The following is a 14,829-nucleotide window of genomic DNA, read 5'->3' as shown; positions in this document are numbered from 1 at the left end:
GCTGCCAGGATGGGCGCGGTGCGATAAGGCTTGCGATGATAACAAGCCCGGCGCTTATCGCCCATGATTATTGATGCATAGCAGCATTTTTTTTACGCGGCGATGACTTTTGCCTGGTAAAACGCCGTCGGCGTCGTGCCGAAATGCTTTTTGAACATGGCTGTAAACGCGCTCTGGCTCGTGTAGCCATTGTCCATGGCCACGTCGATGACCTTGCCGCCGCGCGCCAATTGCTCCAGCGCCCGCAGCAGCCGCGCCTGCTGGCGCCACTGGCCAAAGCGCATGCCCGTCTGCTTCTGGAACAAGCGGTGCAGGCTGCGCTCGGTGATCGCCAGTTCCTGCGCCCAGTGCGCCACCGTCACTTGCTCGCCCGGCTGCTCCATCAGCCGCGCGCAGATGCCGCGCAGGCGCGCATCCGCAGGCAAGGGCAGATACAGGGGCAGCACGGGCAGGCTGCCCAGTTCGTGCAACAGCAATTGCAGCAGATGCCAGTCGCGGCTGCCTTCCGTAAAATCGGGCGCGATGTCGACGGCGGCGACGATCAGTTGCCGCAGCAGGGGGCTGATGTCGAGCACGCAACTGTGGCCAGGCAGCAATGGAGAATTGGCGCAGTTGACGAACACCGTGCGCATTTTCACGGCGCCGCTCATGCGCACCTGGTGCGCGATGCCGGGTTGCAGCCACACGCCGCGCGTGGGCGGCACCACCCAGCGCCCGCCCTGCGCCTCAATGGTCATCACGCCCTCGATGGCATACAGCAATTGCGCATGCGTGTGGCGGTGTACGGAAATCACGTGGCCATGCGCATAGTCGACGGCCAGCGCCATGGCGCGCGCCGTGACGGGCAGCAATTCCTGAAAGGCGGGGGAGGAACAATCCATGAAAGCAGGTCAGTTTTGCGATAGGTATGGACATCTTAGCGCGAGAAGGCGCGGCGCGCCTGCGGCATGATGGTTTCCCGCAACTATTCCTGGAGCTACGCATGCCTGTGCGCGCCTATCTGTATCCGTTTCTCGCCATGCTGCTGTGGGCCGGCAACGTCGTCGTCTCGAAGCTGGCCGCGTCCAGCATCGCCCCCACGGCCATCACGTTTTATCGGCTGGTGCTGGTCTTGCTGGTGATGACGCCGTTTATCGCCCGTCCCCTGTGGCGCAACCGCGCCGCTATCCGCCGCCAGTGGTGGCAGCTGGCTTTGTGCGGCCTGATGTCGATGGCGCTGTTCCAGAGCCTGTCCTACCGCGCCGCCGAATCGACGACGGCGACGAATATGGCCATCGTCACGGCGCTCGCGCCCCTGATGACGGCACTGCTCAGCGTGCTGCTGCTGGGCGAGCGCCTGACGGTCGGCATGGCGGCCGGCGGCGTGCTGTCGTTCGGCGGCTTGCTGTACCTGGTGGGGCGCGGCGACGTGCTGGCCTTGCTGCAGCAGGGCGTGCATGCGGGCGATGCGCTGATGCTGCTGGCCTGCCTGAGCTTTGCCCTGTACGGCGTGCTGCTGCGCCGCTGGCGTCTGTCCATTCCCGCCTGGCAAGCTATTTATTGCCAGGCGCTGGCGGCCCTGGTGTGCATGCTGCCGTTTTTCCTGCTGCTGCCGCCCGGCAGCGCCAAGCTGGACGCCACCACCTTGCCCCTGATCGGCTATGCGGGCATCGGCTCGTCCATCGTGCTGTCCTACCTATGGATCGAAGGCGTCAAATTGCTGGGGCCGAACCGCTGCAGTATCTACGTCAACCTGCTGCCCCTGCTGACGGCCTTGCTGGCCATCGTCTGGCTGCAGGAAAGCATGCATCTCTATCACCTGGTCGGCGGCGGCATCTCGCTGCTGGGAGTGCTGCTGGCGCAGACAGTGCAGCGGCCGCTGTTTGGCCGGCGTGCTGGGGTGTCCGGCCTTGCCTGAACGGCCATGCATAATGGCGGCTTTCGGCAGTGGAGTTGACATGCGGTACACATTTTGGGTGAGCACGATGGCCATGGCGCTGGCCTTGGGTACCCTGGCGCCGGCCCAGGCCGCGCCGCGTTTTTATGAGGGTGCGCCCATGGCCTACGCCAGCGCCGTCGAGCGCCGCGACGGCGGCGTGGTGCTGGCCTTCCTGCAGGAAAATGGCGAGGTCAACGGCTACTATTGCCAGTGCAACGGCATCAGTGAAAAACGCATGAACCTGGACAAGTACGGCCAGGCCAGCATCGAGGCCGTGTTCCAGCTGGATCTCGACAGCGAGGGTGAAACCACGTTCGTGCTCAGCCGCAGTGCTAACAGTGGCGCAGCCTACGGCTTGCATGCCTACCGCTACGAGCGCAGCGGCGGCAAGATGTTCAATGTGCCGGCCTTGCAGCCCGCGCTGGACGCCATCGTGCGCGGCGCAACAACCATGGACGAGGCGCAGGTGCGCGCCGCGCTGGCCTCCTTGCAGTTGATCGATTACAGCATCGCCTACGCGCCCACGGGCGTGGCCGGGTTCGACGCCATCGAGCATGCGCATGGCAAGCTGGTCGGCTATTTCAATATCGATGGTGAATTATTGCCCGGCAAGCCGGCCGACGCCCCCGCGTTTGCCTATAAAAAGACGTACCAGGAAAAGGATGGCCATTATCTGACCGTCACGTATCTGCTGGGCAAGGGCTGGGAAGGGGGCTTCGCGCCCAGTTATCACATCAAATGGATCACCTGGGAAACGCAGCCGCAACGCTTTGCCGGCAGCCAGGACGGGCCATTCATCGAGTACGACGTCAATTGCTGCGTGGGCAGCGTGTTTGCCCGCGGCCTGTATGCGCAGGGCAAGCGCACCGGCGTATGGCACTTCGAGGAGCCGAACACCATCCGTTCGTCTGGCGCTTTTGTCGACGACAAGGCCGAGGGGCCGTGGACGTATGCAAGCGGCGACGAGACCACCACGGGCATGATGCAGCGGGGCCAGCGCACGGGGCGCTGGGAAGTGCGCCCGGGCGTGGCCGAATGGCGCGCAGCGGACATGCACAGCTACACCGGTTACGACCATTTCGTAAAAGACCGTCTGGACGGCCCCAGCGAGCGCCGCGCCGGTGGCGTGGTGCAATGGCAGGGTAGTTATGTGAATGGCAAGAAACAGGGCCAGTGGGTGGAACCTGGCGGTGGCGGCAACTATGCCGATGACATCAAACAGGGGCCATGGAAGAAATCGACGCCGGACGGCGGCTGGCAAGTGTTGACCATGCTCAATGGCAAACCCGATGGCAAGCTGGAGCAGTATGCGGCCGATGGCCGGCTGGAACTGGTCGAACATTACCGCCTCGGTGTCCTCGATGGCACGATGGAAAGTTTTTATCCGGACGGCAAGCGGCGCTACCAAGGCACGTTTGCCGACGGCAAGCTCGATGGTGCGGAAACCCTGTTGTATCCCGATGGCGAACTGCCGCAATTTCACCGCAACTGGCACATGGGCGTGCTGCATGGCGTCAATATCGAGAATTTCCAGAACGGAAAGCCGAAGCAGATCGGTGCCTACAACATGGGCAGGAAAACGGGCCGATTTCAGTATTTTCGCGATGATGGCCAGCTCATCGAAGAAACCATGTATTAACTAGATGGCTAGCATAAATGGCATTCCCAAGCGACCGCGCACGTCAGCGGAATGCCAGTTCTGCGCAAAAAACATCATCCGCTTGTTACAAAGCGTGAAAATTCCAGACGGATGTTGCTACTGGTAATCTTTCCCTGTATCTTGCAGTCAGGAAATTAAAAGTACAGGAAACCTCGACCTCGTTGCCCTGTCTTGCACTCCTGACGATATGCGCGGGCCGCCTTCCCCCCTGCCGCCGCACACGCCGTATCGACCTGTCCTGAACAATTCACGTGATCCGCCCATCTGGCGTTTGCCGCTATCTCGTCCGGCAGGCGGTGGCACGGTCGCGCCCTTACCAAGGAAAACTGCATGCTGTCGAATATAACAATAAAAATGCGTCTGATCGCTACCATGAGTGTGCTGGGCGTGTTGATCGCCTTGCTGGGCGTGATGAGCATCATCAGCCTGAAATCGGCCAACAACAGCCTCAACGAGGTCTACAGCAATCAGCTGGCCTCGACGCAGGCGATCGGCGAATCGCAAATTGCCCTGGGCCGCGCGCGGTTCACGATGGACCGCGTGATGGTGCACCCGGACGCGCCCGATGCCAAGGATACCCTGGCCCGCGCGGAACAATTTCTGGAAGCATCCAACAAGTCGTGGAAGGTGTACCTGGCCTTGCCGCAGAGCGCGGAAGAAAAGCGCCTGTCCGACGACATGGACAAGAAGCGCAGCGATTACATGAACAATGGCGTGCTGACCATGAGCAAGGCTTTGCGTGAAGGCAACATCGCGCAAGCGGACGGCTTGATGATGAAAGGGCTGACGCCGCTGTACCGCACCTTGGACCAGGCCGCTGAAACCTTGACGCAATACCAGGCCAGCTCGGCCGCCAAGATGTATGCGGAAAGCCAGTCCAGCTTCCGTACCCAGGTGACCATGGCCATCGGCGGCATGATCGTCGGCGCCTTGCTGACGATTATTTCCAGCTTCTTGCTGCTGCGCGCCATCTTTGGCCCGCTGGACCAGGCCCTGCGCCATTTCGGCGCCATTTCCGACGGCAACCTGGCCAACGACATCGTCATCACGCGCCACGACGAGATGGGCGCGTTGCTGACGGGCTTGCAGAAAATGCAGGAACGCCTGTCGACCACCGTGCGCGGCGTGCGCGACGGCAGCGGTGCCATCGCCACGGCCAGCAATGAAATTGCCTCGGGCAACCTGGACTTATCGAGCCGCACGGAACAGCAAGCGTCGAGCCTGGAAGAAACGGCCTCGTCGCTGGAAGAGCTGACCTCGACCGTCAAGCAGAACTCCGACAATGCGCGCCAGGCCAACCAGCTGGCCGTTTCCGCTTCGGACGTGGCGGTGAAAGGCGGCGCACTGGTGGCGCAAGTGGTCGACACCATGGGCACCATCAGCGAATCGTCGAAAAAGATCGCCGACATCATCGGCGTGATCGACGGCATCGCCTTCCAGACCAACATCCTGGCCCTGAACGCGGCCGTGGAAGCGGCCCGCGCCGGCGAGCAAGGCCGTGGCTTTGCCGTCGTCGCCACGGAAGTGCGCAACCTGGCGCACCGCTCGGCTTCCGCCGCCAAGGACATCAAGATGCTGATCGAAGCATCGGTACAGAACGTGGGCGCCGGCAGCGCGCTGGTCAGCCAGACGGGCACGACGATGGACGAGATCGTGTCCAGCATCCGCCGCGTGACGGACATCATGGGCGAAATCAGCGCCGCCGGCCGCGAGCAGGAACTGGGCATCGGCCAGATCAATCAAGCCGTGGCAGAGATGGATACCGTGACGCAACAGAATGCGGCGCTGGTGGAAGAAGCGGCAGCCGCTTCGGAATCCATGCAGGAGCAGGCGGCGGCGCTGGCCGAGATGGTCAGCATTTTTAAACTCGACGCCAACCACAGCGGCCCGGCGGCGGCCAAGCCTGCCTTGCGCAAGCCTGTCGTGGCCGCCGCCAGCACGGCCTTGAAACGCCCGGCGTTGCGCCTGACGCCAAGCCGTACTGCCTCGGCAGCCGCTCCGGCCCAGCCACGTGCTGCCAAGCCCGCTGCAGACAGCAGCGGCGAATGGGAAGAGTTTTAATCTAGCGGGGTTACAGGGCCACCTTGCTGCCCTGTTCCTGCAATAGCGCCGCCTCGGCCAGGGCCTGGGCGCGCGCTTCCTCTGCCGCCTGTTCGGCTTTCTCCAGTGCATCGTGGCGCGCCTGCAAGGCTGCCCGCGCGCGTACGAAGACGATCTTGATGGCCGCCATCACGGGCACGGACAGGAAGATGCCCACCACGCCACCCAACTGGTCGCCGGCCAGCAAGCCGACGATCACCATCAGTGGACTCACTTCCACGCCTTCGCTCATCAAATACGGGTTGACCACGTAATCCTGGAACAAACGGTAGGCGGCGATAAAGCCGATCAGCCAGAACACGTGCTCGAAGCCGCTGAAACCGGCCACGACCACGGCGATGACGGCCGCCGCCAGCGGACCGGCAAACGGGATGAATTCCAGCAAGGCGGCCGCGCCGGCCAGCAGCAGGCTGTACGGCACGCCCATCAGGGAAAAGGCGATGCTGTAAGACACAAACGTGGCGATCGACAACAGCAGCAGGGCGCGTACATAGCGCGACAGCAGGATGTCGAGGTCATCGATGATGGCGCCCCAGAGTTTCTTGTTCGGGCGGTTCAGCAGGGACAGCAAGCCGTCGCGCATGTCCGGGCCTTCCTTGATCAGCAAAAAGCTCAGCACGGGCACCAGCACCAGATAGATCAGGTTGCTGGCCGCATGCATGACGGTCAAGCCCAGTTCCTTCGCCAGCGGCATGGCTTGTCCCGTACCGCTGCTCAGCTGCGTCTGCATGAAGGACAGCAGGCGCGCGCGCAAGGGCTCCATGAATTCGGGCAATGGGATGCGTTCGGCAAAATTATTCCCCTTGAGCAAGGTCGGCAGCTGATCGCTGAGCTTGATCGCTTCTTCCTCGATGCGCGACCCGAAGATGGACCCCAGCACCGCCACCAGCAAGATCACCACGAGGAAGACGATGCCGATGGCGGCCGTGCGCGGCAGGCGCTTCGGGCCATGGCGCTCCAGCAGTCCGATCAGCGGATACACGAGGTAGCTGAAGAAGATGGCAAAGACCACCACGATCAGGGTCGACGAGACCTTGTAGGTGAGAAAGAGCAGGAAGGCGATGAGGAACGCCGTCCACACCATCTTGGCAACACGCAAGTTAAAACCGAACATATGAATTCCTTAGGGCAGGATGCGACGCAAGCGTGGCTGGCTTGAAGGGCAGGGTGGGCAACGCAGGGATGAGGCCGCGCCGCACGGCCGGAAATCATACCGCAAAATGCCAAAATGCCATGCTCTTGTGCGTAATGGCAATGCTTTCCCTGTTCGCCTTCCTTAATTTTTCCGCCAGATGGCCACGGTGATGAGCACGCTGTCTTTCTTGCCCGGTTCGCGCAGGGTGATCGTGTAGCGGCCGCTCGTATCGCTGCCCGTGAACACGACCTTGTCGTCATGGCCCTGCACTTGCGCGCCTTTGGCCAGCTTGGCATAGGTGTTGAGCACCCAGTGGAAATCGGCATAGCTGCGCAGGGTGATGCTGGCATCGGGCATGGGCTCGTCACCGGCCTCGGCCGCTTCCGCAGGCGTGCGCATGGGCAAACCGCCCAGGCCCGCCGGTGCAATGAGCTTGCCGCCGCTGGCGCTGCTATTCAATTCCGCGTCCGGCAGCAACAGGTGCAGCAAGCTGGGGGGAAAGCCGGGCGGCACGTCGCGCGGCTCCCAGCCGGGCTGGCCGGGAAGAGTGGTGATGTATTCCACCGCAGCAATACTTTGCCGCTGTTCCGGCGCAGCCTGCGCCAGCATGGGCGGCAGTTGCCGCGCCCACACGAGCAGCGGCGCGGCCATCTCGTCCTCCGCGCCCGGCGGTACAAACACCGTCAGCACGGCGTGGGTGGACGGCAGGCAGGCGGGCACGGCATCGCCGATGGCGGCCTGGCAATGACCGTTGACGAGGCCCAGGGCCAACAGCTTGCGTTGCGGATCGAACAGCATGGCGGCACGCTGCGCGCCGTGTGTGTCGGGGTTGATGGACGCCAGCACGGAACGCCCGTCGGGCAGCATGGTGCGCTGGATGTCTTGCAGCGAACGCATGCTGTCGAGTACCTGGAGCGCGATCAGGGTATCGCCCTGCGTGTAGTTGCCGCGCGCATAACCGAGCAGCTTGAAGACGCCGGCGCGAATTTGTGGATGCTCGTTCAGGCTGAGCGGCGGCGATGGCACGGAGACAGGCACGGTGGCGGCCACGAAGGCGGCGTCTTCGGCGGAAACGGCTTGAGCCATGCTGACAAGCGGCAGGCACAGGGCGGCGCACAGTGACAGCATGCGCAGAGTGAATTTTCCTGGGGTGTTCAATGGCTATCCTTGTCGAGACGCCAGGCCGGTCGGCTTGCCGGCATGCGCGCGCCGCGATCTTAGCATTTCAGGAATGAAAAGCTTTCTGCTAAGCTAGTCTATTGAATCACTGCCCCGCTTGCCATGGCCAAGATCACCATTTCCTGCAGTATTCCCGTTGACGATGAGGTCGTGACCGAGTTCTTGCACAAGTACGTGCTCCAATCGCGTGTCGGGGCGGCCAGGAAATTACGCATGGGAGAGAAGGGCTGCTTCTATACGTGTTCTTTATACTTGGAAGACCATGCCAGGGTCAGCCAACTGCTCCGCCGCATGCTGGCCTTCTTTGAGAGCAAGAACATTCCCTTGACCATCCTCAAGATCGGCGCGCAGGACAGCTGGTGCGAGGTGGATCCCGAGCAGCGCGATCCATGGAAGATTGCGCCGCAAGCCTTGCTGGCGCTGCTCGACGCGACGCCGGACGGCGGTATTCAGGCGGCGTTGAACACGTAGCGGTTCTTGCCGTTTTTCTTGGCCTGGTACAAGGATTCATCGGCGCGCCGGTAGCTGTGCGACAAGTCCGCTTCCTTGATCAGTTCCGCCATGCCGATGCTGACGGACACCTTGCGTTCCGGCACGAAAGCCGCCTCGACCGCATCGACCAGCTGCGCGGCAAAGGCGCAGGCCGCGTTCTTTTCACCCACGTAGATGACGGCAAATTCCTCGCCGCCCAGGCGGCCGCACAGGTGCTCGCCCGACAGCCCCGCGATCACCTCGGCGATCCTTTTCAGCACTTCGTCGCCCACGTCATGGCCATGCACGTCATTGATCTGCTTGAAGTCGTCGATGTCGATCATCAGGAAATACGCGGGCGTGCGCGCCGTGCGCTGCAAGGCGCGCGCGCTTTGCGTGAACATGCGCCGGTTATTGAGTCCGGTCAAGCCATCCTTGTAGGCCATCGTCGCCAGCTCGCGCTGGGCGCGGTAGTTATGGATGCGCAAGACGAGAAAATAGATGTTCAGCGCCAGACCGATGATCACGCTGATGGTGACGGCCAGCACGGGCCAATGCTGGTCGGCCTGGCCCGCATGCACGGGAAACTGCCCCAGCCCCAGAATGGCCCACACGCACAGCGACACGCCCAGGTAATACGCGATACCGCTGAAGATGGGCGCCGTCGTCAGGGTGATCATCACGCCCAGCGGCAATACCCAGAAAGCGGGGTCTTCCGTGCCCAGCATCAGCACGCGAAAGCCGAAAGCGATGAACAGCACGCTGATGGTGCCGCTGGTGATGATGGCCTGCAAGGACTTCGCATACACAGTCAGCAGCAGCCCGGCCAGCATGCCCGTCACGCCCAGCGCCGCCTGCGCATGATCGAGCGACGCGCGCGACAAGGTCAGGCTGAACGTGACCAGCCAGCAAGCCAGGCCAAACGTCAGGATGGCTATCGAAATGAAATGCAGTTCCTTGAAAAAGCGCTGCTGCTGCTCCCGTTCTCCTGAAAAGAACAGGTAATAGAAGGCAGGCGACAGGCTGCGCGAAGTGAACATTGCATTTGTCCAGAGACAACGTGCCTTGCGGCAAGGGCCGCCTCCCGGCAACAGCAGGCGGCATGACGCGCGTACAAAACTAGTTGCGCTCAGGAACTAGTGTACTCGTTTCTTAATAGAAATGGATGTGACCGTGGTGGCTCATCAAGTAAACTGGACGGTTTTGAGACTTGTGAAATACGGAAGTAGATAATTTGTAGCAACGCGTTGTTTGTGCGCCACTATCGATCCGAAGAGAGCTTCTCTAAGTCTACGGGTGCAAGCTTACAGCTTGTCTAGGAGCGCTAACTGCGCACTGATATTTCAGATCAACGTTTGTCTTAAAAAACACAAACATGATATGATTGCGCGATCATGGCTGACAATTTTTCTTATGTTTTTCCTGCAATTAGAGGGGTGCAGGCGGGCCGAGAATACTACGTCTCGATGTGTCCGTTGCGTCTGCTTGCCAAGATTTTTGTTTTTGATAATGAAGAACTTGTACCTGAGTTACGCGCTCAACGATCGCTGAACAAGGCTCGTGTACCAGATATTTCTCGTTACATCGTAGCCAATCCAGGTAACTATACGTTCTCAGCGATCACTGCGTCGATTGACGGAGCAGTTTCGTTCGAACCCATAGGTAACGATAGCGTTGCCAGTTTTCGTATGGGGACATTAAAAGTGGATATGCATGCAAAGTTCATCGTAAACGATGGACAGCATCGTCGTGCAGCCATTGAACAGGCACTGCATTCTGCGCCGGAACTAGGCGACGAAACGATAGCAGTAGTGTTCTTTCTTGATCGTGGGCTTGAGCGTTGCCAGCAGATGTTTGCGGATTTGAATCGACATGCAATCAAACCTTCATCTTCACTCGGCGTGTTATATGACCATCGTAGCGCAGCTGCAAATGTAGCGAAGCACTTGAGCTTGACGTCCAATGTCTTCAAAAATTTGATCGAAACTGAACGCTCATCGTTGTCGGAGCGATCAAGGAAGCTATTTACCTTAAGTGCGATGCACTTTGCTATTCTGGAAATGTTGCCGGAAAAAGAGCTGGAAGATTTTACTGCGGCATCAAAAAAATGTCAGGAATTTTGGGAAGCGGTAGGCGCTCAAATTCCTGAGTGGAATTATGTTCGCCAGTCAAAAATGACCGCCGGCGAAGTGCGTATAGATTTCATTCATACTCATGCTGTTGTATTGCAAGCCTTAGGCCGTGTAGGTAAATATATCTATCAGTCCGAGCAACCAGACTTATCGAACGCCCTGCAAGGGCTACGTGAGATCGACTGGTCCAGACGGAACGCGGCAACGTGGGAAGGTAGGGCAATGATAGGCGGTCGTATGTCCAAATCGAGCCAGAATGTCACGCTCACCTGCAATGAAATTAAACGTGTGTTAGACCTGCCTCTTACTCCTGAAGAACAGGATGTAGAGAATGCCTTTCTTGCAGCACACGAATCAACGTAACAACTTACAAGGGGCCGTACATGACGCCCGTCACAGAAATTATCAAAGAAATTCAAGAGATTTACGTCTCGGATACCATCCCATGGATCATTGGTTACAGCGGAGGCAAGGATTCGACTGCCTCCCTGCAGTTAGTATGGAATGCTGTCGCGGCTCTTCCAGCAGAAAAGCGTACAAAGGCTATTCACGTAATCAGTACGGATACCTTGGTCGAAAACCCTATCATTGCAGCATGGGTGGCACATTCTTTAGATTGCATCCGTAGCAGTGCGATTAGTCAAGGGCTGCCTATTCAAGCCCACCGCTTAACGCCTGCCTTGGAGCATAGATTTTGGGTTAATCTGATCGGTAAGGGATACCCTGCGCCACGTAATCGTTTCCGATGGTGTACAGATCGCCTCAAGATTAGTGCGTCTACTAAATTCATTCAAGACCTGTCAGAGCTCCATAAGGAAGCGATCCTTGTGCTCGGCCAACGTCGCGGCGAGAGCCAGGCACGTGACAAAGTGATGAATGAGTACAGCGGCAGCACTCGCGGAAGACTCAGTCGTAACAAGGATCCCAAACTGTCCCGCGTTTGGGTCTATCTGCCTGTTGAGACTTGGACTAGCGATGATGTATGGGAGTACATCGTTACGGAAGAAAATCCTTGGGGAGTCAACAATCAAGAGTTGTTCGATATCTACCGGGGCGCTACTGCCGATTCAGAATGTCCAATTGTTGTCGATACCTCTACTCCAAGCTGCGGCGACAGCCGCTTTGGCTGTTATGTCTGCACGATGGTGACGCAAGATAAGTCCATGCAGGCCATGATTCAGAACGATGATCAGAAAACATGGATGCAACCTATTCTTGACTTCCGCAACAGAAATTTATCGATCAAAGATCGAGATGTACGTGATTTTCAGCGTATGAATGGTCAAGTCAAAATAATGAATACAAAGGATGAGCTAATCCATGGCCCATATTTGCAGGAGCAACGTGCAAAGCTATTGGAAGAGTTATTGCTTACACAGAAGGCTATTCGTGCGGCTAAAGTACCTGGACATGATCGAGTAGAGTTGATCTCAATTGAAGAAATCGATGAAATTCGTCGTCTGTGGGTAGAAGATAAGGGCGAGATTGAAGATTTAGTTCCTGAAATTTATGATCGAGTTTTCGGTCAACCCTACCCAGGGAAAAAACTCGAACCGGTTCCATTGGAATCATCCGATTTACAAATGCTAAAAGAGTTGAGCGCGGAACTTGACCCCGAAGCTGCTGACAGATTATATCGTCTTACACGCTCTTTGTTAGCAGTGCAATTTCAATCGATGCATTCGCAAAAACGCGCTAAACACTTAGATCGGCTCGAAACTGTATTGACTTCTAATGCGTTCCGTACAGAACAAGAGGCATTGGAATTTGCCATTGCTACAAAAGAATCAAACGGTGATGATATTGGAAGTGACAACGCGTCTGATGAACCTGTAACAGACGAATAACGATATGGCTAAACTGACTATTAACCAGGTTTCTATAGAAAACCTTGGTCCCTTCCGTGAAAAGCAAGTTTTTGATCTTAGCATCAAAAATGGTCGTCCTGTAATTTTGGTCAAAGCACTTAATGGTAGTGGAAAGACGACCTTACTTACAGCATTACAGATTGTGATGTATGGATATAGAGCAATCAATCAGGCGAGGCGATCTGAGTATGATCAACTTGTCAATGGATTGCAGCGCCATGATGCAACTGGAAATTCTGTGGTTGAGTTAACGTTAAGTATTGAAATTGGTTCTAGTGAAAAAATAGTAACGATCCGCCGAGAGTGGTTTAAGCGCGGTAAAAATCTATCTGAAGAATTTAGTGTTTTTTCTGATGATATTTTAGATCTTGATTTTACTGAAGATTGGGACGAATTCATCAATGGAATACTGCCTGTTGAATTAGTGAATTTATTTTTGTTCGATGGTGAAAAGATTGAGTCGTTGGCTAATCCAGAGCGCTTACCGGCACTATTGAAAAGAGCGACTGAAGTATTTCTTGGGCTAGGAGGGATAGATGCGCTAGCCAATGATTTGAGAGCAATCGAAAGACGTGCTGGTAGTTTCAAAAAAGATAAGTCCAATGAGTTTACAGAGATGCGTACTCAAGTGGATACTTATTCGGCTGAAATTTCTGCTGTTACAGAGAATATTGCAATATTAATTCAGCAGCATGCGGGTGCTCAGGTAAATTTGGATAATGCACAGAGAAAACTAGATGATTTTACTATAGAAGCAAAGCGTAAAGGTTTAAGCGCATATCAACAAGCTGCACACTTACAAGCCACACTGAAAGCAGCTGAACTGAGAAATGTAGAAGCTCGTAGTGAAATTATCGGTGCGCTAGAGAATCCAATATTGCCATTATCTTGGCTAGGGCCACTTTGGTCACGCTACAAGGAGCAATGGAAAATTGATGAAAAATCAAAAAATTCTGGACTGCTACTTGATGCTTTTTCTAAGCGAGATGAACGTATCCTGAAGTTATTTTCTGAAATATCTAAAAATAATAATTCACTTCTATCCGATTTATTTAAGAATGATCGGCTTCAATTTCAAGAATCAGAAAGTAGTTGTCAAGTTCTTATGTCAGGTGAAAATCCTGACGTAATTGATATTGGATTAAGTAATGCAATAGATCGATTAAGCCAAAGTTTGATGATAGCAGAGAAGGAAAAACTTAATTTCGAAAAAGCAAAAGAGTTGATTGGAAGGGTTCCTGCAGAACAACAGTTAGCAGATGTATTTGAAGAGCTGAAAAATAGGACAAAAATAGTTTCAAATAATAAGTCTACACTTCAAGAAGTTGGTTCATTATTGGCTGATGCACAAAAAAACAAAATACATTTAGAAAACCGTTTAAATTCCGTACTTCAGCGTTTGCGTTTAGAGTTTAAAAAAGATTCTTTAGAAATAAAATCATTAGATGCAGCAGAAAGAGCAAAGAAGACATTATTGATTTTTCGTGAACGTCTTTTAGCTTCAAAAGCTAATTGGCTTGCTGAAATGATTACGATTGAATTTCAACAACTATTGCGTAAAAAGAATTTAATTTCCAAGGTTTTAGTTGAGCCTACTTCATACGCAGTATCAATTGAGGATAGCTCAGGCCATATATTGCCAATGGAACGGTTATCTGCTGGCGAACGTCAACTTCTTGCTATTTCAGTTTTAAGTGCATTAATTCGTGAGCGAAAAGGTCGTTTCCCTGTAGTTGTCGATACTCCATTAGCTCGATTAGACAGAAATCATCGGGAGGCTTTAATTAATACATTTTTTGCAAAAGTATCGCATCAAGTATTAATTTTGTCTACAGATGAAGAAGTTGAAGGAAATGCTTATAATGCATTAAAAAAACATATGAACAGAGAGTACGAGTTGAATTTTAATGATGAGGATGGAAGTAGCATTGTTAAATTCGTTAATAATAAAATTATCAATGAAGCAATATCATGATTGATCGCTTGCGCCTTAGTGGAGTGGCAAAAAACCAATTATCTAATATTAAACGAAAAACAGGAATAGAGCACTATAATATAATTTGTCGCCATGCATTATGCTTGTCTTTAGCCAATCCAGCTACTCCACCGGTAGAAATATTTGATTTCAATGGTGGCCTTGAAATTGAGTGGAAAACTTTTACAAGTGGCAATGAAATTCTTTATTACAACATAATATTAATTCGATTATTATCTGAGTCAAAATCTATTGATGTAGATAATGTTCGACTTGCATTATCGCAACACGTCCATAGGGGGCTTGCCTATCTTGCTAGTAGAGTAGAGAGTGATTTAGCTATTGCTCTTGCGAAAAATATACTTGAAGTAATAAAAAAATAGTTATTTTT

Annotated in this window: 12 protein-coding genes; 8 read left to right on the top strand and 4 right to left on the bottom strand. The window is 54.9% G+C overall.

Going from position 1 to position 14,829, the window contains the following annotated elements; translation table 11 throughout:
• Positions 1 to 92: 92 nt before the first annotated feature.
• A complete protein-coding gene (locus IGS60_RS24260) occupies positions 93 to 881 on the bottom strand; it encodes a helix-turn-helix transcriptional regulator (RefSeq protein ID WP_230506434.1) in 789 nt (262 codons plus the stop codon).
• Positions 882 to 982: 101 nt separating this feature from the next.
• On the opposite strand from IGS60_RS24260, the gene IGS60_RS24255 reads away from it, so the two are divergent.
• The 3 genes from IGS60_RS24255 to IGS60_RS24245 all read left to right on the top strand — a co-directional run bounded on the left by IGS60_RS24255 (position 983) and on the right by IGS60_RS24245 (position 5,639).
• Positions 983 to 1,897, top strand: coding sequence for a DMT family transporter (locus tag IGS60_RS24255; protein ID WP_070224776.1), 915 nt, complete (start codon positions 983 to 985; stop codon positions 1,895 to 1,897).
• Positions 1,898 to 1,937: 40 nt separating this feature from the next.
• Entirely contained in the window at positions 1,938 to 3,557 is a 1,620-nt protein-coding gene (locus tag IGS60_RS24250; RefSeq protein ID WP_230506433.1) for a toxin-antitoxin system YwqK family antitoxin, read from the top strand.
• Between the two features lie 351 nt (positions 3,558 to 3,908).
• A complete protein-coding gene (locus IGS60_RS24245) occupies positions 3,909 to 5,639 on the top strand; it encodes a methyl-accepting chemotaxis protein (RefSeq protein ID WP_070224774.1) in 1,731 nt (576 codons plus the stop codon).
• Positions 5,640 to 5,649: 10 nt separating this feature from the next.
• On the opposite strand, the gene IGS60_RS24240 is transcribed toward IGS60_RS24245, so the two are convergent.
• On the bottom strand, positions 5,650 to 6,792 hold the full coding sequence (locus IGS60_RS24240; RefSeq protein ID WP_070224773.1) for an AI-2E family transporter: 1,143 nt from the start codon (positions 6,790 to 6,792) through the stop codon (positions 5,650 to 5,652).
• 162 nt (positions 6,793 to 6,954) lie between these two features.
• Positions 6,955 to 7,971: a hypothetical protein gene (locus IGS60_RS24235; RefSeq protein WP_139143180.1), complete on the bottom strand. Its 1,017-nt coding sequence runs from the start codon at positions 7,969 to 7,971 to the stop codon at positions 6,955 to 6,957.
• 123 nt (positions 7,972 to 8,094) lie between these two features.
• On the opposite strand from IGS60_RS24235, the gene IGS60_RS24230 reads away from it, so the two are divergent.
• A complete protein-coding gene (locus IGS60_RS24230; protein WP_230506432.1) occupies positions 8,095 to 8,463 on the top strand; it encodes a hypothetical protein in 369 nt (122 codons plus the stop codon).
• On the opposite strand, the gene IGS60_RS24225 is transcribed toward IGS60_RS24230, so the two are convergent.
• Positions 8,442 to 9,503: a GGDEF domain-containing protein gene (locus IGS60_RS24225; protein WP_070224770.1), complete on the bottom strand. Its 1,062-nt coding sequence runs from the start codon at positions 9,501 to 9,503 to the stop codon at positions 8,442 to 8,444. The two genes, IGS60_RS24230 and IGS60_RS24225, sit on opposite strands and share 22 nt — an antisense overlap.
• A gap of 354 nt (positions 9,504 to 9,857) precedes the next feature.
• Here IGS60_RS24225 and dndB point away from each other — a divergent pair, with 354 nt between their 5' ends.
• Genes dndB through dndE form a run of 4 tightly spaced genes read left to right on the top strand, consistent with a single transcriptional unit; the run spans position 9,858 to position 14,821 of the window.
• Positions 9,858 to 10,958 (top strand): DNA sulfur modification protein DndB, encoded by a 1,101-nt coding sequence (gene dndB / locus IGS60_RS24220; protein ID WP_230506431.1) that lies wholly within the window; start codon positions 9,858 to 9,860, stop codon positions 10,956 to 10,958.
• A 20-nt stretch (positions 10,959 to 10,978) separates the two neighbouring features.
• A complete protein-coding gene (gene dndC / locus IGS60_RS24215; RefSeq protein ID WP_230506430.1) occupies positions 10,979 to 12,442 on the top strand; it encodes a DNA phosphorothioation system sulfurtransferase DndC in 1,464 nt (487 codons plus the stop codon).
• 4 nt (positions 12,443 to 12,446) lie between these two features.
• Entirely contained in the window at positions 12,447 to 14,438 is a 1,992-nt protein-coding gene (dndD, locus tag IGS60_RS24210; protein ID WP_230506429.1) for a DNA sulfur modification protein DndD, read from the top strand.
• Positions 14,435 to 14,821, top strand: coding sequence for a DNA sulfur modification protein DndE (gene dndE / locus IGS60_RS24205; RefSeq protein WP_230506428.1), 387 nt, complete (start codon positions 14,435 to 14,437; stop codon positions 14,819 to 14,821). The genes dndD and dndE overlap by 4 nt, the downstream gene beginning before the upstream one ends.
• Positions 14,822 to 14,829 lie beyond the last annotated feature (8 nt).

The sequence above is a fragment of the Janthinobacterium sp. FW305-128 genome, assembly GCF_020858135.1.
Classification (GTDB): Bacteria; Pseudomonadota; Gammaproteobacteria; order Burkholderiales; family Burkholderiaceae_D; genus Janthinobacterium.
The sequence above is the reverse complement of the archived record's forward strand: the minus strand, read 5'-3'. Positions and strand labels throughout refer to the sequence as shown.